Source organism: Tsukamurella sp. NPDC003166 (genome assembly GCF_040611135.1).
Lineage (GTDB): Bacteria > Actinomycetota > Actinomycetes > Mycobacteriales > Mycobacteriaceae > Tsukamurella.
Map to the genome: position 1 here is coordinate 73,106 of NZ_JBEXNL010000014.1, position 22,545 is coordinate 95,650.

The following is a 22,545-nucleotide window of genomic DNA, read 5'->3' on the forward strand; positions in this document are numbered from 1 at the left end:
TCGCCCCCGCTCGGTACGGTTGGGGCCATGAGTGCTCCGACCTCGCCGGCATCGTCCCCCGAACTGACCGCAGCGCTGCGCGCCGTCCTGGACGGCCGGTGGGCCGCGACGAGGGACACGGTGCGAGCGCAGATCCAGGACGGGAACGTGGTTCCGAAGACCGGCCTGAGCTTGGACGAGTACCGCGAGCTGATGCTCGGCCAGATGAAGGACATGGTGCCGCTGGGGTTCCCGGCCGACGGCTTCCGCGTCGAGCACGGCGGCACCGGCGACGTGGGCGCGGCCGTCACGGCGATCGAGACACTCGGCTACGGCGACCTCTCGCTGATGGTCAAGGCGGGCGTGCAGTGGGGCCTGTTCGGCGGCGCGGTCGAGAACCTGGGCACCCGGTACCACCACGACACGTACGTGAAGGGCCTGATCGACCTCGACGTGCTCGGCTGTTTCGCGATGACGGAGACGGGCCACGGCTCCAACGTGCAGGAGCTGGAGACCACCGCCACCTACCTCCCGGAGACCGGTGAGTTCGAGATCCACTCCCCCACCTCCAGCGCCCGCAAGGACTACATCGGCGGCGCCGGCAAGCACGCGCGCTGGGCCTCCGTCTTCGCGCAGCTCGTCACCGGCGGGCCCGGCGAGGAGCCGAAGGGCCGCGGCGTGCACTGCTTCGTGGTGCCGATCCGCGACGAGAACGGCGACGACCTGCCCGGCGTCACCACCTCGGACTGCGGCTACAAGGGCGGCCTGCCCGGCGTGGACAACGGCCGCATCGTCTTCGACCGCGTGCGCATTCCTCGGCGCGAGCTGTTGAACCGCTACGCGGAGGTCGCGGAGGACGGGACCTACTCCAGCGAAATCGAATCCGACAACAAGCGGTTCTTCACCATGCTCGGCACGCTGATCCGCGGCCGCGTCACCGTGGGCGCCGCGGCGGGCGCGGCCGGCCGGCTCGGCATCGCCCTCGCGACCAAGTACGCACTGGTGCGCCGCCAGTTCGACGCGCCGGGCGGCGATGACGAACTGCTGCTGCTCGACTACCGCACACACCAGCGCCGCCTGCTCCCGCTCGTGGCCCGCGCGTACGCCTTCGCCATCGCGCAGAACGAGCTCACCGCGGAGCTGCACGAGCTGCAGTCCGGCGATCCGGACGCGGTGGATCCGGCGTACGCCCGCGAGATCGAGGGCAAGGCGGCCGGCATCAAGGCGGGCCACACCCGCCTGGCGTCCGACGCGATCAGCGCCGCGCGCGAGGCCTGCGGCGGCGCCGGCTACCTCTCCGAGAACCGGCTTCCGTTGCTGCGCGGCGACATCGACGTGTTCACCACCTTCGAGGGCGACAACCTGGTGCTCACCCAGCTGGTCGCCAAGGAGCAGCTGACCGCCTACGCGGGCGACGTGCAGGGGCTCGACGCCGTGGGCTGGGTGCGCTTCGTGGCGAACATGGCCAAGGACGTGGTGCTGGAGAAGACCGCCGCCCGCCAGGTCGTGCAGACCCTGCTCGACGATTCGGACGAGGACACCGAGGAGAGCGAGCTCACCCACCCGGGCACGCAGCTGCGGCTCCTGCGGAACCGCGAGGACCACCTGCTTCGCACCGCGGCGGCCCGTATGCGCCGCGCGAAGGAGCCCGACGAGGACCCGCTCGAGGTGTTCACCGAGACGCAGGACCATCTGATCAAGGTGGGCGAGGCGCACATCGAGCGGATCGTGCTGGAGGCCTTCGTCGATCAGATCACCGACGTCAAGGACCGGCGGACCCGTGACGCCCTCAAGCTGATGCGCAACCTGTACGTGTACTCGCTGCTGGAGCGCGACCTCGGCTGGTACCTCATGCACCGCCACGTGTCGGTGGAGCGTGCCAAGGCCATCCGCCGCGGCGTCAACGAGCTGTGCGGAAAGGCCCGCCCGCTCGCCGAGTCGCTGGTGGACGCCTTCGGCATCCCCGCCGCCGCGCTGGACGTCCCGATGCTGGACCCCGCCAACAGCGTCTCCCTGCGCTAGCAGGCCCGACGGTGCGGCCACCCCGGAGTGGCGCGACACGCACGCCCGACTCGGTCGGGAGTTGCGGAGCGCCACCCGGGACCCGTGGTGACGCAAGGTCCGACCACCACTCTCTGAAATAACTTCTGTGTTATATTCGGAGTGTGTGGGAGGTCGTTCTGGTCACGGAGGTCGAGGACTGGTTCCTTGCGCTCGACGAGGAGAGCATCGACACCGTGACCGCGGCAATCGACTACCTGGAAGCGCACGGTCCCATGGCGGGGCGTCCACTTGTGGACAAGTTGAAAGGGTCGAAGTACCACCACATGAAGGAGCTTCGACCCTCCGGTACGTCGATTCGCGTGCTGTTCTTGTTCGATCCGAGTCGACAGGCGGTTCTGCTGGTCGCTGGCGACAAGGCCGGACAGTGGACCAGGTGGTACCGAGACAACATTCCGGTCGCTGAGCAGCGATACGAGGCATGGCTCGAAGGAGGTGCATGATGGCTCGCAATTGGCGTGAGATCCGAGCGGAGGCGGTCGCCTCGGGCAAGATCGACGAGGCCCGCGTTGCGACCAAGCGGCGCGACCTTGAACGGTCCCAAGCGGTCCACCGGTTGGCGGAACTGCGCAAGGAACTCGGGATGCTCAAGCAGGTGCAGATCGCGGAGCTCATGGGCGTTTCGCAGGCCCGGGTGTCCAAGCTCGAACGGGGCGACCTCGGGCACACCGAGCTGGGTACTTTGCAGGCGTACGTCGCGGCCCTCGGCGGTGAGCTGCGCGTCACCGTGGAATTCGGTGACGAGAGCATCGTTCTCGCGCAGGAGACGACATAGAGCACTGCGGATGCCGGGCCACATACACACCTCACCCAGCCCGCCCGCGCCGAGCAAGGGCTCGATCACGTACCCGGCGAAGGATTCCCCTACTCTCAGTGCCACACGTCCTCCGCCGTGAGCCATGGTGTCGTCAGATCATTCGCCTGCTGCCGACGAAGACGCACGGTAGGTGACGAGGACGCGCTTATCGTCCGCAGCCAGTAGTCGACTCCCCCCGCCTTGGAACCCCTGAAAGGTCCATCGCGACTGCGCTGGCGCGCCGTTCAGCGACGGCATCAGCGGTGTCGCGAGAATCGGCGTGAGCGTCGCCGCCTCACTCGACACGGCATCGTCACCGCTGTCCTTCCCGCGGTTCCCGATCACGACCGCCACGCCCACGATCAGGGCGATCACTGCGACGATCGCGACCCCGGCGGTGATCGGGCCGCGCCGACGCGACCGAGCGGGCTCCCCTGTCCGCCCATGCGCGCGTGGCACCACCGTCGGAGCACTGGCCGGGTACTCCCCGCGCACCACCGTGCGGTCGGTGTCCGCACTCACGGGTCCGACCGCTGGCGCGGATTCGTCGGCATGTGACAGCGCTTCGGCGAGGTCGGCCGCGAACGCACCGGACGACGGATACCGGTCCGCCGGCGACTTCGCGGTGGCCCGTGCCAGAGCCGCGTCGACCGCCGCCGGGAGGCCCGGTCGCAGCGTCCGCACCGACGGCAACGGTTCGCCCAGGTGGCCCGCCATCACGGTGGCGGCGTTGGTACTCGCGTACGGCGCACTCCCGTTGAGAAGCTGAAATGCTGTGCAGCCGAGCGAGTACTGGTCCGATCGGCCGTCGAGCGGAAGCCCCCTGAGTTGTTCCGGGGACGCGTAGTTCAGAGTTCCGACGGTGACGCCCGTCCCGGTCAGGTCGGACGACTCGGCGCCCATCCGGGCGATCCCGAAGTCGCTGAGGAGCACCCGCCCCGTGGTGCTCATCAGAATGTTGGCGGGCTTCACGTCGCGGTGGACGAGCCCGGTCGAGTTCGCCGCGTCCAGCGCTGCGGCGGCCTCCGTCACCACCCGAGCGGTCAGCGTCGCGTCCAATGAGCCACGGGATCGCACCAGGTGCGCGAGGTCCTCGCCGTCCACGAGTTCCATCGCGATCCACAGGTGGCCGTCGAACTCGCCCCGGTCGTACACGCGAACGATCGCCGGGTGCACGAGCCCAGCAGCGAGATCGGCCTCCCGCTCGAACCGTGCCCGGAACGCCGGATCCGCCGCGAACTGCGGCAACAGCACCTTCAACGCATCCGACCGCGGCAATCGCGGATGACGAGCGACGTAGACCTCGCCCATCCCACCTGCACCGAGCAAACGCTCGATCACGTATCCCGCGAACTCCGCCCCCGGCTCCAGCGCCACCGCAGTTCCTCCTGTGCACAGCAACGACCACAGTTGGCCATCGCGAAGACCATATCGTTCGTCGCTTGACGCCGTCTTGGATCTGAGTTGCGCACGCGGCGAACGTTCCATCGTCCGCGACCTGAGGTTGAGGCCTCGAGCGTCCGCTCGGGTGATCCCTCGGGATCGTCACGGACGGCCCCGGCCCACCGGGCGCGCGACGGCTACCATCGCCCTATGACCGAGTTCAGGACCGCGGGCGGCTGGCTCCGCCTGACGGAGGGCACCGTCGAGATCCACCGCGGCGGCAGGACGGTGACGGTGCCGCTCGGGGACGTCGAGGACATCCGCATCACGGCGGGATTCGTACACGTCCAGCGCGTGGGCGCTCCCGCGACCACCGCCGCGGACCTGTCCGGCGATCCCACCATGATCTCGATCGCACCCGAGCAGTGGCCCGCGGCGGTCGCGTTCCGGGATGCGGCCTTCAAAGCCCGTCGCGCGCCGCAGGCGGACCCGTCGCCCGTGCTCCGGCCACCGTCGACCGCCGTGGACGACACGCTGACCAGGCCCGCCGCGGCGCGCCCGAACTACGGTGCCGCCAGCCGCGAACGCCCGGACATCAAGGCCGCGATGTACTGGTTCCGACAACTCGATCCGTTGCCGGCGGCCGATCAATGGCTGATCGATGCCGTCGGCGACGACGAGCTGGTGCTCGGCGCCTTCGAGGTGTGGCGGGTGAAGGACGAGGGCTGGCAGCCGCTCCTGGTCACGGACCGGCGGCTGCTCTACGCGACCTCCACTCCGAGCCCCACGATCCTCGAACTTCCTCTCGCCGTGCTCATCCGGATCACCCAGGGGGAGTCGAACGACGCGGGTCACGTCCAGGTGAACCTCGTCGACCGCACCGGGCAGTACAAGCTGTGGCTGCGGTCGACCTCCGCATATCACCGTTTCTACCTGACCGCGAACAACGCGCGCAGCTTCTCCATCTACGCGGTCGCGCCCGCCCCGGAACCATTGCGCGGCAACCAGGTCGCCGAACAGTACCGGGCCTACTCGGAGTTGATGGCGCAGATCGACGCAGGGACCGTTCCCGAAGCGGAGGTCGGGGCTCGGGTCGCGGCGGTCTTCGGCGTCGCACCTCCCGAGCAGTCCCCGCGCCGCGACTGGGAGTGAATCGCGACCGAGCGCGCCATCAGGGCTGAAGGGATACCCGCCGCCACGGGCTGGTGTCGGCCTCGAGCAGGTAGTGGAGTTCGGCCGCGACGCGGGTGTCTTCTGCCTCGACCTCGGTGACATCGCTCATGGCCAGCCAGAACGCGCGACCGGTAAGCAGGCCGTCGGCGAAGGTCTCCCAGTCCGGGTATTCGGCCTGCGCGCTCCGCAGCGCCGCTCCCATCAGCTGCCACGCCTCACTCTCGTCGATGAGGCCGGCGGTGAATCCCATGCGCGCCACCACCGGGACCCGTGCCAGATCCCACGCACGGACGTGCGGGGGCAACGACACCGCCCCCAACCGTCCGAGCAGCTTCATCGCGATGAGCCGATAGATCGCCTCGTGCGCCTCGATCGCCCGCCCGGGATCCTCGCCCACGAGCCGGGCACGCACCGCGATGAACCGCCGGTGCTCCTCGAGCGTGAGCGGCGAATCCATGGCCTTGCCATCGCGTTTGGCGATGCCCAGCGGCTCCGCGAGCGGGAACGCCGTCTCGTAGAGCGGGGAGTGCATTCCGTCGAGCAACCGGCCCACCGTCCGCCGCAGTTCCACCGCGTCCTCGACGCTCCACGATTTCCGCAGGTCCGCCGCGGCCTGCTGCGCTGTGGTGCCCTCACCCTGGTGACGGGTGCACTCCCGCCACACCGTGTCCACGGCGTGGCTGCAGGTGCGTCCGACGTACGCGCCCAGTGAGAGCGCACGCAGCTGATTGTCGGTGATCGACGCCCCGGTCCAGTGGAAATCGGACTTGCGGTCACCATTGGGCCACAGCGTGACCTCGGGTCGAGCGGTCATGTCCCTAGGTTAGTCACCCGTTCCGGTCCGCGGCGGTAGGTCACGCCGGCCCACCGATCCGGCCCCGCAGGAACCCCACGGCACCCGGCGGGACCAGCTCGGCGAAGGTGCTGACGCGGCCCGCCGTGCGCATGAAGATCGTAACGAACGGCCCGCGCGGTAGGACGCGAGTCATGTCCGAGTAGTTGAGAGTTGAGATCCCCGCGGGCGAGCCGATGGTCATCGTCGCCGGCCCGAAGGTCGAGGTCCAGGGCGCGCCGGATGCGAAGCTGCGCCGCAGCGACCGCCGCGCCACCACATAGGTGAGGGCCGGAAGCAGCAGAGGAAGCACGAGGATCACGATGTACGGGGTCGCGCCGTCGCCGAGCGCGATCAGCGCGGCGCCCAGGGCCAGGCACAGCACCGTCGTGATGATCCATTGCGGCCGGCGCAGGACCAGTACCGTCGACGCCCTGGCGATCCGTTCCGCGTCGGCCCGCCCCGGAGTCCACACGTGGTGCGGTGCACCTTCGACCTGCATGCCGTCTCCTTCGCCGTCCGTCCGCTCCAGTGTGGACCTTCGGGCTTGGGATGCGCTTACGGCGCGGTTCACGGATCCGCGCGGCCCTGATCTACAACGGGAGCAAGATGTTCTTCACCCGCGAGTCGGTGCGGAGGAATTCCCGCACCGCGGGATCCTTGAACGCCGCCACCAGGTTCTTGATGTTCGCGGTGTCCTTCCACCGAGTCCCGATGGTGAGCTGGCCGGCGAACTCGTCCGGTGCGGGCGGCGCGAAGATCTCCTTCTCGATGCTCACCCCCGCGGCGAGGTAGTACTCGGTGTAGCCGACGGCGGCGTCGAGGTCGGGCAGCGCCCGGGTCTGCGCGGCGAAGTCGAGCAGGGTGAACTGCAGGTTCTTCGAGTTGGTCGCGATGTCCTTGACGGTGGCCTGCCACTTGTTCACGCCCGGCTTGAGGGTGATGAGCCCGGCCCGCTCGAGGAACCACAGCCCCTGTGCCTCGTTCGCCGGGTCGGAGTACAGGGAGACCTTCGCGTTCTGCGGCAGCTGCTGGGGGTCGGTGTACTTGTCGGAGAACAGACCGAAGCCCCACCGGAAGACCGGCGTCGCGGCCTCCTCCCGGAAGTCCGGATTGGCCTGCAGGACCTGGCCGAGCCACAGTTTGTGCTGGTAGACAGTGGCGGCCACCTCACCCTCGCTGACGGCACGGTTGATCGTGGTGGAGTCCGCGAGCCCCTTGAACGCCACGGTGATCCCGTGCCGGGGCGCCACCTCCTTCGCGATGAACTCGATGAGCGCCTGTTCGGCGGCGTTGCCCTCGGTGGTGGCGACCAGGAGCGTGGCGCCGGCGGTCTCGTTCGCGGTCTTCGCATCGGAGCCGCCGAAGGCGCGCCAGCCCACGAACCCGGCGACGACGAGCACCACCAGGACCACCACGCCGAGGATCACGGGACGGCGGGACCCGCGGGTGGTGAAGCCATGATCATCGTCGGCGGGAGGCGCAGCGGGCGTGGGGGTTTCGGTGTCGCTCATGCGAGGGCCTTTCGGAGGACGGTCTGTTCGGGGGTGAGGTGCCGCACGAGCGCGTCGCCGGCGAGTTGGATCGCGGTGACCACCACGATGAGGACGAGGATGGTGGCGATCATGACGCCGTGGTCGAAGCGCTGGTAGCCGTAGGTCACGGCGACATAGCCGAGCCCGCCCGCGCCGATGGTGCCGGCGATCGTCGAGTACTCGATCATCGCGATCGTGTTGATGGTGAGGCCGCCGACGATTCCCGGTAGCGCCTCGGGGATCTGTGCGCCCCAGATGATCTGGGTGTTCGAGCCACCCGAGGCCTTCGCCACGGTCACCACCTCGGGCGGCAGCGACCGGAGGCTGTTCTCGACGATCCGGGCGAAGAAGGCGATGCCGGCGATCGACATCGGCACCACCGCCGCCGCGATGCCGATGTTGGTGCCGGTGACGAACCGCGTGAACGGGATGATCGCCGTCATGAGCACCAGGAAGGGCAGCGACCGCCCGATGCTGATCACCCAGGTGAGAGGCTGGTGCAGAGCGGGTCTCGCGAGCAGGCCGCCCGGCGCGAGGTTGTGCACGAGGGCGCCCAGCGGCACGCCCACGACGAGCACGATCGCCATGACGAGGCCGACCATGATCACCGTGTCGCGCAGCGCGGGCAGCACCAGGTCGGGGATGTCGCTGAGCGGCACCGTGATCCCGGAGGCGAGGTAGGTCATGCGGCCACCGCCTCGCGGTCGCCGGCGTCGGTGCGCAGCCCCAGGGCGCGCGCCGAATCCAGGACGCGGGTGAGGTCACCGTCGTCGATCCCGACGGTGACCGTCCCGACGGTGACGCCCGCGACCGCCTGCACGGAGGCCGAGAGCAGCGCGACCGCGGCGCCCGTCTCGAGGGTGACGCGGCTGAGCCAGTCGGCCGGCACCGCGGTGTCGTAGGTGAGGCGCACCGTCGCCTGGCCCGACGGTGCCGCTGCCGCCGGGCCGGACGAGCGCAGGGCCTGCCCCAGAACCGATTCCGGGTCCGTCAGCAGGTCGACGAGGTCGCCCTGTTCAGCGAGGACGCCCTGGTCGAGGCGGGCCGCACTGTCGGCGACGCGGACGATCGTGTCCATCTCGTGCGTGATGAGCACGACGGCGAGGTCCAGCTCGTCACGCACGTCGCGGAGCAGGTCGAGGTACTGCGCAGTGGCCTCGGGGTCGAGGCCGGAGGTGGCCTCGTCGGAGAGCAGCACCTTGGGCCGCAGCGCCAACGCGCGGGCGATCCCCACCCGCTGACGTTGACCGCCGGACAGCTGGTGCGGGTAGTGGCCGGCCCTGTCCGCCAGGCCCACCCGGTCCAGCAATTCGGCGACCCGCGCCCGCGTCTCCCCCTTCGTCACCCCCAGGTACTCAAGCGGTAGCGCCACGTTCTCCGCCGCGGTGCGCCGGCGCAACAGGCTCGATGCCTGGAAGACGGTGCCGATGCGGCGACGCGCCGCCCGCAATTGACCCTCGGGCAGCGCCGTGAGGTCCTGCCCGCCGATCACCACCGTGCCGCTGGTCGGACGTTCGAGCAGGTTGAGGCACTGCGCGAGCGTCGACTTGCCGGCGCCGCTGGGGCCGACGACGGCGAAGATCTCACCGGCGGCCACGGTGAAGCCCACGTCCCGCAGCACCGGCGTGGCCGTGGCTCCCGACCCGTAGGTCTTGGTGAGGCCCTGCACCTCGATCATCTGTCCTCCTCACGATGTGAGGAACACGGTGCGGTACCGGCCGCCGGGACGGAACGGTTGCGGTCAGCCTGATCCGAGCAGCCGGTCGCCCAGGGGTCCGTTCAGCGTTCGCGCAGCGCCCGAACCAGGCGAAGGGCCTCGGCACCGTCGGGCAGCTCGGACATGCCTGCGGTCAGCGCGATCCCGAGGCACGCACCGCTGATCACGCGGTCGGCGTAGTCCAGCGGATCACCCCACGGCAAGAAGGGTTTCGCCACCAGGAGCGAGGCGACGCCGTGCACGACCGCGAGCATCCGCAGTGCGATGGGCTGTGGGTCGCCCGGTGGGTAGTAGCCCTCGGCCTGCAGGTCACGCACGTTCTGTTCCAGGTGGGTGAACGCGGCCGCGTTCAGCACCACGTCGACGTCCGAGGCGGAATCCGACGGGGTCATCGCGGCCAACCGGTAGAGCTCCGGCGTCCGCAGCGCGAACCGCACGTACGCCAACCCCTGTGCGCGCGCCGCATCCAGCGGGGTCGGTGCGGCCGCCTCCGCCTCGGTGAGGGCGTCGTCGAGCTGGCCGAGGTACCGCGCGACCACCGCGGTGAGGAGCGCGTTCTTGTCCGCGTAGTGCAGGTAGATCGACGGCGGTGTGACGCCGACGCGCTGCGCCACCCCGCGGATCGACACCGCCTCCGCACTGCCGGTCTCGACGAGCAGTTCCGTTGCGGCGTCGAGGATGTCGGCACCGAGACGGTCACCGTCCCCGCGTTTGCTGCGTCGCCGTCGCTCCTGCGCCATGATGCCTACGCTTCTCGCAGACCGACGCGGTCGTACAGGCGCTTCAGCGGGGCGGGCGCCCACCAGTTCCACGTGCCCGCCACCCGCATGAACGCGGGCACCAACAGCATGCGGATCAGGGTGGCGTCCAACAGAACCGCGATCATCATGCCCACCCCGAACATCTTCATGAACGACACGCCCGCGAATCCGATGGCCGCGAACACGATCGCCATCAGCAGTGCCGCGGCGGTGATCACCCGGCCGGTGCGGGCGATGCCCATCGCCACGGCCTCGTCGTTGGCGGCGCGGTCGTGCGTCGGCGAGTGGTCCCAGAACTCCTTGATCCGGGACAGCAGGAACACCTCGTAGTCCATCGACAGGCCGAACGCGATGCAGAACATCAGCACGGGCATGTTGGCGATGATCGCGCCGGTCACCGTGGTGTCCAGGCCGCCGAGCCAGCCCCACTGGAAGATCGCCACGAGCGCTCCGAACACCGCGGACAGTGAGATCACGTTCATCACCAGGGCCTTCAGCGGAAGCACGAGGCTGCCGGTGAGCAGGAACAGCAGGATGAAAGTGGTCGCCGCGATGACGATCAGCACGGTGGGCAGGGTGTCGAGGATCGACTGGACCGAGTCGCGGTTCAGCTGGGCCGACCCGCCGAAGGACGCCGGCGCGGGCGCGCGCACCTCGCGCAGCCGGTCGAGCTGGTCCGACGCGGCGTTGGTCAGCGGGTCGAGTTTCGACGAAACCGTCACCAGGACGGTGCCGTTCGATGCCCGGGAGGTCGGGTCACCGTCGGCGATCCGATGCCCGCCGAGGTACGTCCCGGTCGAGGAGACGACGGTGCCCGTCGACTCGACGGTCGAGAGGCGCGTGGCGTAGTCGGCGACGGCACCGTCGTCGACCTTCTCGGTGAGGACCACGCTGACCTGACCCGAGGCGTCCTCCGCGAAGTCCGTGCGGATGGTGTCGCCCACCTGATGCGAGGATGCCGAGGCCGGGAGCACGCGGTCGTCGGGGAAGCCGAAATGGATACTGAGGAAGGGGCTTCCGAGCACGAGCAGGAGCGCGATCAGCGCCAGCCCGACCGGCACGGCGCGCCGCAGCACGCCGCGGGTGAACCGGTAGAAGAGGCTGTCGTGCGGGTCGGGTTCGGGGCCGCGCCGGCCGATCTTCCACGCGTCCACCCGGTCGCCGAGGACGGTGAGGATCGCGGGCGTGAGGACGAGCGTGGCGAGGGCCGCGAAGACCACCACCGCCACACCCGCGTACGCGAACGAGCGTAGGAAGTACATCGGGAAGATCGCCATCGCGGCCAGCGAGAGGCCCACGATCACGGCGGAGAAGATCACCGTGCGCCCGGCGGTGTTCATGGTGCGGCGCAGCGCTTCCCGCCGGTCACCACCCGCGGCCACCTCCTCCCGGTAGCGACTGAGGACGAGGAGCGTGTAGTCGATCGCGAGCGCCAGCCCCATCGCGGTGGTGAGGTTGAGCGCGAAGATCGACACGTCGGTGATCGCCGTGAACGCACGCAGGATGCCGGTGGTCGCGATGATCGCGGCGATGCCGATGAGGACCGGGATCGCGGCCGCCACCAGCCCGCCGAACACCCACACGAGCACGAGGAAGGTGATCGGGATGGCGACCGCCTCGGCGACGAGCAGGTCCTTCGACGACTGGTCGTTGATCTGCGCGTAGCTGTAGGCCTGACCGCCGGGCATCATCGTGACGGGCGACGGCGCCCCGGGCAGCTTCTCGACGATGGCCTTCGCGTTGAGCGGCGCCTGCGACTCCCCACCGGCGATGGACGCCACGATGAGCACCGTGCGCTTGTTCTCGCTGAGCAGCATCGGGGTGGGCGCGGAGAAGCCGTCGACCACGCTCTCGACCCGTCCGTCGCCCTTGAGCCGGTCGACCAGGTCACGGCCGTAGGCGGACGCCGGGCCCTCCTGCCCCTCGGGCACGGACACCGCGAGCACGAGCGGGAGGCCGCCGCGGTGGAAGTCGTCGGCCATGTGGTTGTAGGTTTGCATGGCCTCGGCCTGCGGGTCCACGTAGCCGCCGGCCTGCAGCTTGTCGGCGACGCCGGCGCCGGCGAGGCCGAGCCCCGCCAGCAGGATCACCGCGAGCAGGAGCACCGCCGTGGCGCGCCGCGCGACCAGCCGCGTGAGTGCGTCGATCATCGTCCGACCTCCGGGAGAGTTGTAATAACGTCGTTAAGTTAACAGCGTTATTACAGCGTCCGTCAACCGTCCGGGGTAGGAGATTCGGGTCACAGCAGCCGGAGTCAGAGCACCCGACCGTTGCCGAAGTACAGACCGCCGCCTCCGGCGCGAGCGAGCCCGCTGCCGCCGTCCGAACTCACCCGCCACTCTTGCAGTCCCACGGGCCCTACTGGTGTCATTCCGAACCAACCGTTACCGGTAGTAAGTGCGCGCTGCCCATCGGTGCCGACGAAGTCTGTAGCCGCACCCAGAAATAGCGAGCCCCCGGCGCCGGTGTATGCGTCGAACATCACGGACTGCGAACCCGTCGAGCCGCCGGCGGAGTAGTCGCGCATCGCGACCACGTTGGTCGCCGCGCCGAAGACGCGGAGAGTGATGGTCCGCGAGCCACCCTTGACCTCGAACGCATTTCGCGCCCACAGGACGTTCCCTGTAGCAGGATTGACGGTACCGAGGACGAGACTTCCACCGACTTCCTTGTACACCACCGGAAGCGGCGATTCGGGAGAGTCACAATTGCAGTCGTCGTACGCGGCGTTCCAACCGGCCTCCACGTCCTTCACCGCTCCGTTGCGATCCACCACCTGCAGCGCTCCCGACGCAGTCGCTGTCGTGAACAGCACTCCGCTAGCGGACCCGCTGATTTTGGGAGAATCGTTCTGACCGACGTCGCGCTGCAGGACGACGCGGCCGTCAGCAGCAAGGAACCGGATCTGCCCCTTCGCAAACGGGTCCGAAGCGGCCGGGCTGGTGACGGCGACCGCCATCCCCGCCTTCGGGTACACCTTCACCGTCTTACCTTCGAGACGCCAGGCAACGGTTCCGTCGGGACGATATACAGTGGCCGAGTCGCCTGCGGCGCCGACCGTGACGATGTTGTCACCCAGGAAACCGACCTCGGGCCCCTTCGCATCAGACAGTCGAGTCAGAGCGCCGGTTTCCAGGTCGAGCAATGTGCCCGATCTCGCATCCATGCAAGCGAGTACGGAAGCGTGGACCGCGCAACGATAGTTCGGTCCGGCGTATGGAATCGGCGAGCGCCGAATCTTGCCGGTCGCGGCGTCGACCACGACGACCAGCCGTTGGTCTGCGGTTCCCCCCTGGAAGACCGCGGTCTTCTCGTCCGCCGCCAGGAAGGTCAATGTCGTCGGACCCGTCGCAACCCTCCACCGCCAACCATCGGGCTTGCGTTCCAACGACGGCAGCAGAGACGACACCGAGGTACGTGGAAGCGCGGCTGCCTCCGCTGTAGGAGTACGCGTCAGCCCCTGAGCCGGATCGGCCGGCCTCCACCAGCGATACCCGGCGTATCCGCCCGCGGTCACAACGAGTAGCGCGGCCACCGCAGCCGCCGCGATACCCCACCCCTTTGCACGGCCTCTGGATCGCGATCGGGGCGACAGCTCCTCCAGCTGCTGCCCACGCAGTTGGGTCGGGGCCCCGTCCGGCAGCTGCCCGCGGACATGCGTACGCTCCGGGTCATCGGGTTCGGGGACCGACCGCGCGGTGGTCCGCGCAATGGACGACACGGTCGGCGGAACGGGTACCGCGCCGTCGCGGAGCGCATCGTTGAGCGCAGCTGCGAACTCGACGCTGGACGCGAACCGGCCTTCCGGATCCTTCGCCATGCCACGGGCGAACACCACGTCGACCCGCGGCGAAAGGTCTGGCCTGGCGGCACGAACGGACGGCGCCGGAGCCGTCAGGTGCGACCCGATCACAATGGCGGCGTTGCTGTTCTGGAACGGCGCTTCCCCGGCCAGGAGCTGGTACGCGGTGCACGCGAGGGAGTACTGGTCGGACCTACCGTCCAACTGCTCACCCCGAAGCTGTTCAGGCGAGGCGTAGTTCAGCGTGCCGACGGTGACGCCGGTGCCCGTCAGGTCGGAGCTCTCGGATCCCATCCGCGCGATGCCGAAGTCGGTGAGCATTACGTGCCCGCCGGAGCTCAGCAGGATGTTGGCCGGTTTCACGTCCCGATGGACGAGGCCGCGACCGGCCGCGTAGTCGAGGGCCCCTGCCACTGCAGCGACGGTCTCCCCGACCTCCTGCGGCGGCAGCCGCCCCTGTTCGCGCAGCCTGCACGACAAATCGACCCCGTCGACCAGTTCCATGGCGATCCAGAGACGCCCTTCGAACTCGCCCCGGTCGAAGACCTTGACGATCGCCGGGTGCGAAAGGGAAGAAGCGAGGTCCGCCTCGCGCTCGAACCGCGCACGGAACTGCGGATCGGCGGCGAACTGCGGCGCCAGGACCTTCAGCGCATCGGACCGAGGCAGCCGCGGATGCCGGGCGACGTAGACCTCGCCCATGCCGCCCGCACCCAGCATCCGCTCGATCCGGTACCCGGCGAACTCCTGTCCCGATTCCAGCATCACGACTCCTCGCATCCATCCGCACCCATCGCCTCACGATGCACACTGGTCAGTGGTTCGCGTGCTCGGCCCCCGACTCAGCGGTCGTAGTCCGCAGGGATGTAGCCCGGCCCGATCACCTTGTAGTCGACTTCGTAGCCGGAACCGACCGGTCGGCCGCAGAGCGTCACCCCGAAGATCTTGCGCGGGTCGTCCTTCGGTTCGAAACGCTGCGCCCGAGCACACCCCTTCTCGGTCCCGTCGGGCTTACCGTCCACGTCGACCACCCAGTTGCCGGTGAGCAGCAGAGCTTGCGCCTGATCGAACGCCGCGGGTTGCACGTTCAGCACAGTGAGGTTCCGGCTGACGGCGGTGCTCACGCCCTTCTTGTACTTTCCCGCGATCACAGGCACCGTGGCAGGGAAGTCGCGCGGGACGGGATCCGACGCAGAAGCTGAGGACGTCACCGTGGCGGTGTCATCCTTGCCGTCGGTCGCCTGACCACCCGTCGTCGAGCCACACCCCGCGAGCAACACCGCGACACCCGCCGCACAGACCGTCGCACCGATCGCCTTCGTCATGATCGGGAGAGTACGTGGACCCGCCAACGGCGCACTTGTCGATCGCTTAGACCCCGCCGAGGCGGTTCTCACCGAGGGAGTGCACGAACCGCGGGCCGAGGAGCGCGAGCTCGCGGGTGTAGGCATCCGACCAGCCGCCGAAGGGCACGTGAGCGAGGTACTCGTTGCGGAACCGGTCGTCCTCGGACACCTCGGTGGCGCAGAAGTCCGGGATCGCGAGGTCGACGACGGGGCCGCCGCGCTCCACCTCCGCCATGACGAGCGGAGCGTTGGCGCCGAGGAAGTCGTCGACGATCCAGCCGTCCTCGCCGAGCCACATCGAGTAGCGCACCTTTGCCACCACGTGCTCCGCACGGCGAACGATCTGGCCCGCCACCAGCGCATCGAGCTCGCGCTCGGCCTCGTAGCGGGTTCCGCTCACGGCCGGCCCCTTGGCCGCCATCGTGCCGGTGGTCGCGTCGGCGAGGGCGTCGATGAGCGCACCGGGATCGTCGGTCGGTTCCGACGGTGCCGGCCCCTGCACGCGCACCCGGACCGCGTATCCGTCGGCCGCGAACAGGTACGCCTGCACGATGAGCGTGGGCGCCGGGTCGAGCGCAGCGGCCTCGGGGACCTCGCGCACGAAGAACTTGCGCTCGAACTCGAAATCCCCGAAACCCTGCTCAGACATGCCCCAACCGTAACCGGTCGAGGTCACACCAGCGTGTAACCGGCTTCCTTCACCGCGGCCTCGACGGCATCGCGGGTCAGCTCGGCGTCGCTGGCGACGGTGACGGCGCCCGTCTCGACGTTCACGTCCACGTTCGTGACGCCGCCGATCTCCGAGATCTCCTCGCGGACCGATGCCGCACAGTGCCCGCAGGTCATCCCGGTCACGGTGTAGGTGTTCTCCACTGCCATCTTCCACTCCTCATCTCGGACGGGCCTGCGACCTCTCATGATCCGGCGCACCGTCCCACCCACGATACCCCCCAGGGGTATTTTCCGCCAGTGCGGGCATCACGCCGTCGCGGCCGTCAGGAAGCGCCCGATGGCGCCGAACTCGGACGGCCCCGCCAGCTGCAGCTGCCCGAGCCACACGGCCACCCGCCCCGTATCCGGGTAGAAATAGAGCGCCGTCCCCGAGCCGCCGACCCAGCCGTACCGGCCGGGGACGCTCCACGGATGGGCGCGGTCCACGTCGACCGCCCCGCCGTAGCCCCACGCCGCGCCGTCGAGGAAGACATCGCCCGGCTGCGGCGGGACCTGCACGGCCGTCATCGCCGCCACGGACTCGGCGCCGAGCACGCGGACACCGTCGAGCTCGCCTCCGCCGCGGAGCATCCGGCCGAACCGGAGCAGATCGTCCAGCGTCGACAGCAGGCCGCCGGCGCCGGATTCGAAGACCGGCGGCGGGACGAAGGCACCGTCGGCCGGGTCGACGACCTCGAGCCCGCCCGGACCGTTCATCACGGCATCGCCGAGGCGCGGGCGCATCGCATCGGAGGCCCGGAAGGCGGTGTCGGACATGCCGAGCGGCGTCAGCACAGCATCGTCGAGCACCTCCCCCAGCGGGCCGCCGGCCGCCCGGGCGAGCAGCACGCCGAGGATGTCCGCGCCCGTGTTGTAGGTCCACCCCTCCCCCGGCTGGTGCGCGAGCGGGATCCGCGCGGCGCGGGCGAGCCACTCGTCGGGCGGCGGGGTGCCGAGCGGGTCCGCCGGCCCCTGGTGCAGGTCGCCGAACAGGGCTGCCATCAGCGGCGCGGAGAAGTCGGAGATCATGCCGAGCCCCGCAGAGAAGGACAGCAGGTGCCGTACGGTGATCGGCCGGACGGCGGGCACGGTGTCGCCGAGCGGGCCGCTCGGGTCGCGCAGGACGCGGGGCTCGGCCAGCTCCGGCAGCCACCGCGCCACCGGATCGTCGAGGCCGACGGTGCCGCGCTCGACGTGCACGAGAGCGGCGGCGGCGAGGATCGGCTTGCCGATCGAGGCGATGCGGAAGACGGTGTCCCGGGTCATCGCGACGCCCGGCGCCCGCTCGCCGGCGACGGCCACCTCCAGGTCGGTCGGATCGCCGAACGCGGCCACGGCGCCCGGAAGCGGCCCTTGGGCAACCTCCCGCTCAAGCAGCTCCTGCAGCACGACACCCTCCCGATCGGATCGTTACGTACGCTGACAAGCATGCCCATTCCCGAGTACGTCCGCAGCATCCGCGAGAAGATCGGCACCGATCTGCTGTGGTTGCCCGGTGTCGCCGCGGTGGTGGTCAACGAGGCGGGCGAGGTCCTGCTGGGCCGCCGCGCCGACACCGGCGAGTGGGCGTCGATCGCCGGCATCCTCGAGCCCGGCGAGCAGCCGGCCGAGGCGATCGTCCGGGAGATCCGGGAGGAGGCGGGGGTCGAGGCGGAGGTACTCGACCTGCTGGCGCTGCGCACCGACGAGCCGGTTCGCTACCCGAACGGCGATGCGGCGCAGTACCTCACGATCCTGTTCCTGTGCCGGCACGTCTCCGGCGAGGCGCACGTCGCCGACGACGAATCGTTGGAGATCGCCTGGTTCGAGCCGAGCGCGCTACCGCCGATGTCCGTCCGGCAGACCGAGCGCGTGCATCGCGGCCTCGCCGCGCTCCGCGGCGACACCCACCCCGCCTGGCGGCCGTAGTCGCTAGCCGATGACCTGCTCGCCCCGCCGGATCTCGACGATCGGCAGCCGCAGGGCACCGGGCGCGCTCGCGGGTACGACGGGCTGCCGAGGCGCGACGGGCGCGATGCGGCGGTAGGGCTCGCCCTGCGGCGCGCGGGTGTCCACCTCTCCCTTGTTGGGCCAGAGCGCCGCCGCCCGCTCGGCCTGCGCCGTGATGGTCAGCGACGGGTTCACGCCCAGGTTCGCGGACACGGCGGAGCCGTCGACGACGCTCAGCGTCGGGTAGCCGTACACGCGGTGGTAGGCGTCGATGACGCCGGTGGACCGGTCCGCGCCGATGGCGCATCCGCCGAGGAAGTGCGCGGTCATGGGGATGTTGAAGACCTCGCCCCAGGTACCGGCGGCGGCACCGTCGATCTTGTCGGCGATCCGTCGGGTCGCCTCGTTGCCCAACGGGATCCACGTGGGGTTCGGCTCCCCGTGGCCCTGGCGCGAGGACATCTTCCGGCCGAACAGGCCGCGCTTGGTGAACGTGGTGATCGAGTTGTCCAGGTTCTGCATGACGAGCGCGATGATCGTCCGCTCGCTCCACCCGTTCACGAACAGGACGCGCAGGAACTCGAGCGGGTGCCGCACGACGGTGCCGAGGAACTTCAGCCAGCGCGGCACGCGACCGCCACCGTCGGTCATCAGCGTCTGCAGCATGCCCATCGCGTTCGAGCCCTTGCCGTAACGGACCGGCTCGACGTGGGTGTCGCTGCTCGGATGGAAGGAGCTGGTGATCGCGACGCCGCGCGTGAGGTCGAGCTCCTTGTCCACGGTCATCCGGACCGCGGACAGGATGGACTCGGAGTTCGTGCGGGTGAGCACGCCGACCTGATCCGAGAGCTCGGGCAGCGCGCCGGTGTCGCGCAACCGGTGCAGCAGCTGCTGCGTGCCCCAGGTGCCGGCCGCGAAGACGACGTGCTGCGCCGTGTACGTGCGCCGACGCTTGCGCACCTTCGCACCGGAACGCACCGTCGACACCGCCCAGGTCCCGTCGACCAGCTGGGTCACGTCGGTCACCGTCGTCAGCGGGTGCACCTGTGCGCCCGCCCGCTCGGCGAGCCCGAGGTAGTTCTTGACCAGCGTGTTCTTGGCGCCCCACCGGCAGCCGGTCATGCACTCGCCGCACTCGATGCAGCCGGTGCGATCGGGGCCGGCGCCGCCGAAGAAGGGATCCGGAACGGTCTTGCCGGGCTCCCCGAAGTACACCCCCACGGGGGTCTGGATGAAGGTCTCGCCCGCACCCATGTCGTCGGCGACCTGCTTGACGATCTCGTCGGCCGGCGTCATGTGCGGGTTCTGGACCACGCCGAGCATGCGGCGCCCCTGGTCGTAGTACGGCGAGAGCTCGTCGAACCAGTCGGTGATACCCGCCCACTGATCGTCCTCGAAGAACGAGGCGGGGGGCTTGTACAACGTGTTGGCGTAGTTCAGCGACCCGCCGCCCACGCCGGCCCCGGCCAGGATCAGGCAGTCGCGCAGCATGTGGATCCGCTGAATGCCGTACAGGCCGAGCGCCGGCATCCAGACGAATCGACGCAGGTCCCAGCTGGTCTTGGCGAAGTCCTCGTCGGCGAACCGCCTGCCCGCCTCGAGCACGCCGACGCGGTAGCCCTTCTCCGTGAGGCGCAGGGCGGTGACGGATCCGCCGAAGCCGGATCCGATGACGAGCACGTCGTAGTCGGTGGTACCGGCGGGCGCGGGGGTGGCTGAGCTGGACATGGCGTTCTCCTTCGGTCCCCCCGGCGGGGCGGTCGCCGGGTGACATGAATCACTGTCGTGTTCCATTTGATTACACATCGTGCCCATCTGTCAACCATGCGTACAGAGTGAGCCAGGATGTACGCTGTCGGCATGAGCGCCCCCGCGAGCTTTCAGGTCGAGGTCAAGCAGTTACTGCGCGACCGCGCACTGGACGCCACCCGTGACCTGGTCCACGACGAGGGCTGGGGCGCGGTGAACATGTCGCTCATCGCCAAACGGGTCGGGGTCAGCCGCACGGCGCTCTACAAGGCGGTCGGCGCCCGTGACGAGGTGGCCCGCGCGCTCATCGCGCGGGAGACGGACGACTACCTCGCCGGCGTCGTCGCCCGGCTCGGCGAGCACCCCGGCGACCTCCGCGCGGGCTTGGCGGCGGCCGCGACCTTCGCACTCGAGTACGGCGCGGACAACGCGCTGCTCAAGTCCATCCTCGCCGGTGACCGCGGCGATGCCGACCTGCTCCCGCTGCTCACCACGGACCCGTCGGCCGTGCTCGACCGGGCCGTCGCCGCGGTCGCGCAGGCACTCCCCGCCCGGGTGCCCGACGGTGCCGTCGAGGTCTTCGTCCGCCTGACCGTCAGCCACCTGCTGGGACCGCGCGGCCCCGTCGACCGGGCGGCCGATCAGATCAGCCGGGCCGCCTGCGGGCTCATCCCGCCTTCGTGAGCAGGGGCTCGAGGGACGCGCGCAGCGCGTAATCGTTGCGGGCCCAGGCCTGCACCGTCGAACCGTCCGTGAGCTGCAGACCCACGCCGTACCTGCGGCGCGGGATCTGGCTGAGGCGGCCCATCGGCCGGGCCGAGGTCCACGCGGGAAAATCCTCCGGCGCGGCCTTCTTCGGGTGGTCCGGAGCCTTCCCGGGGAGGATCCGCCCGATCTCGGCGACGGGGAGGCCCTCCTCGCCGCACCGCAGCTCGTGTTCCGTCAGCTCGACGGACACGTGGGTGCGGCCGGCGGTCACCTGCAGCCACACGAAGCCCTGCGTGGCCAGGCCCAGCAGCAGCCAGATCCACCACTCCGAGGTGCGCCCGGCGAGCAGCCACTGGGTCACGATCATCGCGACCGTCGCCAGTGGGACCAGCAGCAGCCAGGCACGGGAGAGGCCGCGCTCGGCGTACAGGGGGACGGCGTCGCTCACCGGCGCGCCCCCGCGATCGAGCCCGGATTGAAGTACTCGAGCGCGTCCCGGCTGTTCGCCGTGATCATCGCGCCGACCACGGCGATCGCCGCCAGGATCGCCGGCACCGCGATCTCCCCCTCGCCCGAGAAGAACCCCAGCACGCCCTGCACGAGCACGAACGCCGCGACGAACTGCAGCACCACGCGGGACCACCCCTGGCCCCGCCACAGGAAGAACACGAGCAGGCCGACGACGATCACGCCGAACGCGACTGCCACGAGCGCGAACAGGAACACGCTGGCGTCGAACTGCTCGAAGGTCTTGTACTGCTCGCGGTTGATCTTCGCGAGGGTGCCCTCGCCCCGCTGCATCGCCGCGAACTCCTCGCGCAACGCATCGGAGCCGCGGCTCGCGACCGCCGTCGCCACGGACGAGACCACCGACGCGAGGATCACGAAGATCCACAGCTGCACGGACAGCTTCACATCGTCGGGCCGGGGGCCGCGCGCCGGCTTGGGCGCGGGCGGCGGCGCGGGCCACGTGGGCGGCTGCGGCCCGGGACCGGGCCAGACGGGACCCTGGTGCTGCATGCCGCTCACCACCGCCCCCGCGCGATCCACCCGGCGGCCTCGGTGGCCCAGTAGGTCAGGACGATGTCCGCACCGGCCCGACGGATCGACAGCAGCGACTCGCGGATCGCGGCGTCGCGGTCGATCCAGCCGTTCTGCGCGGCCGCGGTGATCATCGAGTACTCCCCCGAGATCTGGTACGCCGCAACGGGAACCGGCGAGGCGGCGGCCACGTCGGCCAGCACGTCCAGGTAACTCATCGCGGGCTTGACCATCACCAGGTCGGCGCCCTCGGCGAGATCGAGCTCCAACTCGCGCAACGACTCCCGACGGTTCGCCGCGTCCTGCTGGTACGTCCGGCGGTCCCCGACCAGCGACGACCCGACGGCCTCGCGGAACGGACCGTAGAAGGGCGAGGCGTACTTCGCGGTGTAGGCGAGGATCGAGACGTCCTGGTGGCCCGCGGAATCCAACGCGGAGCGGATCACGCCGATCTGGCCGTCCATCATCCCCGACGGGCCCAGCATGTGCGCCCCGGCGTCGGCCTGCGCGACCGCCATCAGCGCGTAGCGCTCCAGGGTGGCGTCGTTGTCGACGCGCCCGGCACCGTCGAGCACCCCGCAGTGACCGTGCGCGGTGAACTCGTCCAAGCACGTGTCGGCCATGACGACCGTGGCGTCGCCGAGGTCCTCGCGCAGCGCGCGCAGGCCCCGGTTGAGCACCCCGTCGGGCTGCCAGGCGACGCTGCCCTCGGCGTCCTTGTCCGCATCGTCGGGGACCCCGAACAGCATGATCCCGCCGACCCCGGCCCGGACCGCCTCGTCGGCCGCGGCACGCAGCGAGTCGACGGTGTGCTGGACGACGCCCGGCATCGACGAGATCGGCGCCGGCGCGTCGATCCCGTCGCGCACGAACATCGGCAGCACGAGCTGCCGCGGCTCCACCGAGACCTCGGCGACGAGCCGCCGGACGGCGGGCGTGGTGCGCAGCCTGCGCGGCCGCACCTGCGGAAAACTCATGGCTCCAGCCTACGGACGGCGCCGGGAGCGGAGCGAGCGGGCCGC

The 22,545-nt window shown here is 69.9% G+C and carries 23 protein-coding genes; 6 read left to right on the plus strand and 17 right to left on the minus strand.

What is annotated here, in order from left to right; genetic code table 11:
* The first annotated feature begins 27 nt into the window (after positions 1-27).
* From ABZX10_RS16185 to ABZX10_RS16195, 3 genes are all read left to right on the plus strand, one after another.
* Positions 28-2,001, plus strand: coding sequence for an acyl-CoA dehydrogenase (locus tag ABZX10_RS16185; RefSeq protein ID WP_355541768.1), 1,974 nt, complete (start codon positions 28-30; stop codon positions 1,999-2,001).
* 143 nt (positions 2,002-2,144) lie between these two features.
* Positions 2,145-2,483 carry a type II toxin-antitoxin system RelE/ParE family toxin gene (locus ABZX10_RS16190; protein ID WP_355541771.1) on the plus strand — a complete coding sequence of 113 codons (339 nt, stop codon included), beginning with the start codon at positions 2,145-2,147 and terminating at the stop codon, positions 2,481-2,483.
* Positions 2,483-2,815, plus strand: a complete 333-nt coding sequence (locus tag ABZX10_RS16195) for a helix-turn-helix domain-containing protein (protein WP_355541774.1) — start codon at positions 2,483-2,485, stop codon at positions 2,813-2,815. The genes ABZX10_RS16190 and ABZX10_RS16195 overlap by 1 nt, the downstream gene beginning before the upstream one ends.
* Positions 2,816-2,953: 138 nt before the next feature.
* Here ABZX10_RS16195 and ABZX10_RS16200 read toward each other — a convergent pair whose 3' ends face one another.
* On the minus strand, positions 2,954-4,324 hold the full coding sequence (locus tag ABZX10_RS16200; RefSeq protein WP_355541777.1) for a serine/threonine-protein kinase: 1,371 nt from the start codon (positions 4,322-4,324) through the stop codon (positions 2,954-2,956).
* Positions 4,325-4,429: 105 nt separating this feature from the next.
* On the opposite strand from ABZX10_RS16200, the gene ABZX10_RS16205 reads away from it, so the two are divergent.
* Entirely contained in the window at positions 4,430-5,371 is a 942-nt protein-coding gene (locus tag ABZX10_RS16205; RefSeq protein WP_355541780.1) for a hypothetical protein, read from the plus strand.
* Positions 5,372-5,390: 19 nt separating this feature from the next.
* Here the strand turns inward: ABZX10_RS16205 and ABZX10_RS16210 are convergent, their stop codons facing one another.
* The 12 genes from ABZX10_RS16210 to ABZX10_RS16265 all read right to left on the minus strand — a co-directional run bounded on the left by ABZX10_RS16210 (position 5,391) and on the right by ABZX10_RS16265 (position 17,485).
* Complete coding sequence (locus ABZX10_RS16210) at positions 5,391-6,206, minus strand: DUF1266 domain-containing protein (protein WP_355541783.1); 816 nt, start codon at positions 6,204-6,206, stop codon at positions 5,391-5,393.
* Between the two features lie 40 nt (positions 6,207-6,246).
* Positions 6,247-6,726, minus strand: coding sequence for a hypothetical protein (locus ABZX10_RS16215; RefSeq protein WP_355541786.1), 480 nt, complete (start codon positions 6,724-6,726; stop codon positions 6,247-6,249).
* Positions 6,727-6,817: 91 nt separating this feature from the next.
* Positions 6,818-7,738 (minus strand): MetQ/NlpA family ABC transporter substrate-binding protein, encoded by a 921-nt coding sequence (locus ABZX10_RS16220; RefSeq protein WP_355541789.1) that lies wholly within the window; start codon positions 7,736-7,738, stop codon positions 6,818-6,820.
* Positions 7,735-8,445: a methionine ABC transporter permease gene (locus ABZX10_RS16225; protein WP_355541792.1), complete on the minus strand. Its 711-nt coding sequence runs from the start codon at positions 8,443-8,445 to the stop codon at positions 7,735-7,737. Before ABZX10_RS16225 ends, ABZX10_RS16220 begins: the two co-directional genes overlap by 4 nt.
* Entirely contained in the window at positions 8,442-9,437 is a 996-nt protein-coding gene (locus tag ABZX10_RS16230; RefSeq protein WP_355541795.1) for an ATP-binding cassette domain-containing protein, read from the minus strand. The genes ABZX10_RS16225 and ABZX10_RS16230 overlap by 4 nt, the downstream gene beginning before the upstream one ends.
* A gap of 101 nt (positions 9,438-9,538) precedes the next feature.
* A complete protein-coding gene (locus tag ABZX10_RS16235) occupies positions 9,539-10,216 on the minus strand; it encodes a TetR/AcrR family transcriptional regulator (RefSeq protein ID WP_355541798.1) in 678 nt (225 codons plus the stop codon).
* 5 nt (positions 10,217-10,221) lie between these two features.
* Positions 10,222-12,387 (minus strand): MMPL family transporter, encoded by a 2,166-nt coding sequence (locus ABZX10_RS16240; RefSeq protein WP_355541801.1) that lies wholly within the window; start codon positions 12,385-12,387, stop codon positions 10,222-10,224.
* Positions 12,388-12,491: 104 nt separating this feature from the next.
* A complete protein-coding gene (locus ABZX10_RS16245; RefSeq protein WP_355541804.1) occupies positions 12,492-14,804 on the minus strand; it encodes a protein kinase in 2,313 nt (770 codons plus the stop codon).
* 77 nt (positions 14,805-14,881) lie between these two features.
* Entirely contained in the window at positions 14,882-15,364 is a 483-nt protein-coding gene (locus ABZX10_RS16250; RefSeq protein ID WP_355541807.1) for a hypothetical protein, read from the minus strand.
* A 46-nt stretch (positions 15,365-15,410) separates the two neighbouring features.
* Positions 15,411-16,034 (minus strand): hypothetical protein, encoded by a 624-nt coding sequence (locus tag ABZX10_RS16255; protein WP_355541810.1) that lies wholly within the window; start codon positions 16,032-16,034, stop codon positions 15,411-15,413.
* A 23-nt stretch (positions 16,035-16,057) separates the two neighbouring features.
* Positions 16,058-16,264: a heavy metal-associated domain-containing protein gene (locus tag ABZX10_RS16260; protein WP_355541813.1), complete on the minus strand. Its 207-nt coding sequence runs from the start codon at positions 16,262-16,264 to the stop codon at positions 16,058-16,060.
* A 99-nt stretch (positions 16,265-16,363) separates the two neighbouring features.
* Positions 16,364-17,485: a serine hydrolase domain-containing protein gene (locus ABZX10_RS16265; protein WP_355541816.1), complete on the minus strand. Its 1,122-nt coding sequence runs from the start codon at positions 17,483-17,485 to the stop codon at positions 16,364-16,366.
* Positions 17,486-17,524: 39 nt separating this feature from the next.
* Here ABZX10_RS16265 and ABZX10_RS16270 point away from each other — a divergent pair, with 39 nt between their 5' ends.
* The gene (locus tag ABZX10_RS16270; RefSeq protein ID WP_355541819.1) at positions 17,525-18,004 is read left to right on the plus strand and encodes an NUDIX domain-containing protein; all 480 of its coding nucleotides are present in this window, start codon (positions 17,525-17,527) and stop codon (positions 18,002-18,004) included.
* A 3-nt stretch (positions 18,005-18,007) separates the two neighbouring features.
* On the opposite strand, the gene ABZX10_RS16275 is transcribed toward ABZX10_RS16270, so the two are convergent.
* A complete protein-coding gene (locus ABZX10_RS16275; protein ID WP_355541822.1) occupies positions 18,008-19,753 on the minus strand; it encodes a GMC family oxidoreductase in 1,746 nt (581 codons plus the stop codon).
* Positions 19,754-19,885: 132 nt separating this feature from the next.
* Between ABZX10_RS16275 and ABZX10_RS16280 the strand changes: the two genes are divergently transcribed.
* Positions 19,886-20,458, plus strand: a complete 573-nt coding sequence (locus ABZX10_RS16280; protein ID WP_355541825.1) for a TetR family transcriptional regulator — start codon at positions 19,886-19,888, stop codon at positions 20,456-20,458.
* Here ABZX10_RS16280 and ABZX10_RS16285 read toward each other — a convergent pair.
* Genes ABZX10_RS16285 through hemB form a run of 3 tightly spaced genes read right to left on the minus strand, consistent with a single transcriptional unit; the run spans position 20,442 to position 22,500 of the window.
* On the minus strand, positions 20,442-20,930 hold the full coding sequence (locus ABZX10_RS16285) for a DUF3093 family protein (protein WP_355541828.1): 489 nt from the start codon (positions 20,928-20,930) through the stop codon (positions 20,442-20,444). The two genes, ABZX10_RS16280 and ABZX10_RS16285, sit on opposite strands and share 17 nt — an antisense overlap.
* The gene (locus ABZX10_RS16290; protein WP_355541831.1) at positions 20,927-21,502 is read right to left on the minus strand and encodes a hypothetical protein; all 576 of its coding nucleotides are present in this window, start codon (positions 21,500-21,502) and stop codon (positions 20,927-20,929) included. Before ABZX10_RS16290 ends, ABZX10_RS16285 begins: the two co-directional genes overlap by 4 nt.
* A 5-nt stretch (positions 21,503-21,507) precedes the next feature.
* The gene (hemB, locus tag ABZX10_RS16295) at positions 21,508-22,500 is read right to left on the minus strand and encodes a porphobilinogen synthase (RefSeq protein WP_355541834.1); all 993 of its coding nucleotides are present in this window, start codon (positions 22,498-22,500) and stop codon (positions 21,508-21,510) included.
* Positions 22,501-22,545: the final 45 nt, after the last annotated feature.

What these genes read in the sequence shown, in the direction of transcription:
- ABZX10_RS16215 (WP_355541786.1), bottom strand. Translation starts at nt 6,726, where the DNA reads ATGCAGGTCGAAGGTGCACCGCACCACGTGTGGACTCCGGGGCGGGCC.
- ABZX10_RS16270 (WP_355541819.1), top strand. Translation starts at nt 17,525, where the DNA reads ATGCCCATTCCCGAGTACGTCCGCAGCATCCGCGAGAAGATCGGCACC.
- ABZX10_RS16250 (WP_355541807.1), bottom strand. Translation starts at nt 15,364, where the DNA reads ATGACGAAGGCGATCGGTGCGACGGTCTGTGCGGCGGGTGTCGCGGTG.
- hemB (WP_355541834.1), bottom strand. Translation starts at nt 22,500, where the DNA reads ATGAGTTTTCCGCAGGTGCGGCCGCGCAGGCTGCGCACCACGCCCGCC.
- ABZX10_RS16200 (WP_355541777.1), bottom strand. Translation starts at nt 4,324, where the DNA reads ATGGAACGTTCGCCGCGTGCGCAACTCAGATCCAAGACGGCGTCAAGC.
- ABZX10_RS16225 (WP_355541792.1), bottom strand. Translation starts at nt 8,445, where the DNA reads ATGACCTACCTCGCCTCCGGGATCACGGTGCCGCTCAGCGACATCCCC.
- ABZX10_RS16185 (WP_355541768.1), top strand. Translation starts at nt 28, where the DNA reads ATGAGTGCTCCGACCTCGCCGGCATCGTCCCCCGAACTGACCGCAGCG.
- ABZX10_RS16195 (WP_355541774.1), top strand. Translation starts at nt 2,483, where the DNA reads ATGGCTCGCAATTGGCGTGAGATCCGAGCGGAGGCGGTCGCCTCGGGC.
- ABZX10_RS16205 (WP_355541780.1), top strand. Translation starts at nt 4,430, where the DNA reads ATGACCGAGTTCAGGACCGCGGGCGGCTGGCTCCGCCTGACGGAGGGC.
- ABZX10_RS16230 (WP_355541795.1), bottom strand. Translation starts at nt 9,437, where the DNA reads ATGATCGAGGTGCAGGGCCTCACCAAGACCTACGGGTCGGGAGCCACG.
- ABZX10_RS16245 (WP_355541804.1), bottom strand. Translation starts at nt 14,804, where the DNA reads ATGCTGGAATCGGGACAGGAGTTCGCCGGGTACCGGATCGAGCGGATG.
- ABZX10_RS16280 (WP_355541825.1), top strand. Translation starts at nt 19,886, where the DNA reads ATGAGCGCCCCCGCGAGCTTTCAGGTCGAGGTCAAGCAGTTACTGCGC.
- ABZX10_RS16210 (WP_355541783.1), bottom strand. Translation starts at nt 6,206, where the DNA reads ATGACCGCTCGACCCGAGGTCACGCTGTGGCCCAATGGTGACCGCAAG.
- ABZX10_RS16255 (WP_355541810.1), bottom strand. Translation starts at nt 16,034, where the DNA reads ATGTCTGAGCAGGGTTTCGGGGATTTCGAGTTCGAGCGCAAGTTCTTC.
- ABZX10_RS16275 (WP_355541822.1), bottom strand. Translation starts at nt 19,753, where the DNA reads ATGTCCAGCTCAGCCACCCCCGCGCCCGCCGGTACCACCGACTACGAC.
- ABZX10_RS16235 (WP_355541798.1), bottom strand. Translation starts at nt 10,216, where the DNA reads ATGGCGCAGGAGCGACGGCGACGCAGCAAACGCGGGGACGGTGACCGT.
- ABZX10_RS16220 (WP_355541789.1), bottom strand. Translation starts at nt 7,738, where the DNA reads ATGAGCGACACCGAAACCCCCACGCCCGCTGCGCCTCCCGCCGACGAT.
- ABZX10_RS16290 (WP_355541831.1), bottom strand. Translation starts at nt 21,502, where the DNA reads ATGCAGCACCAGGGTCCCGTCTGGCCCGGTCCCGGGCCGCAGCCGCCC.
- ABZX10_RS16240 (WP_355541801.1), bottom strand. Translation starts at nt 12,387, where the DNA reads ATGATCGACGCACTCACGCGGCTGGTCGCGCGGCGCGCCACGGCGGTG.
- ABZX10_RS16260 (WP_355541813.1), bottom strand. Translation starts at nt 16,264, where the DNA reads ATGGCAGTGGAGAACACCTACACCGTGACCGGGATGACCTGCGGGCAC.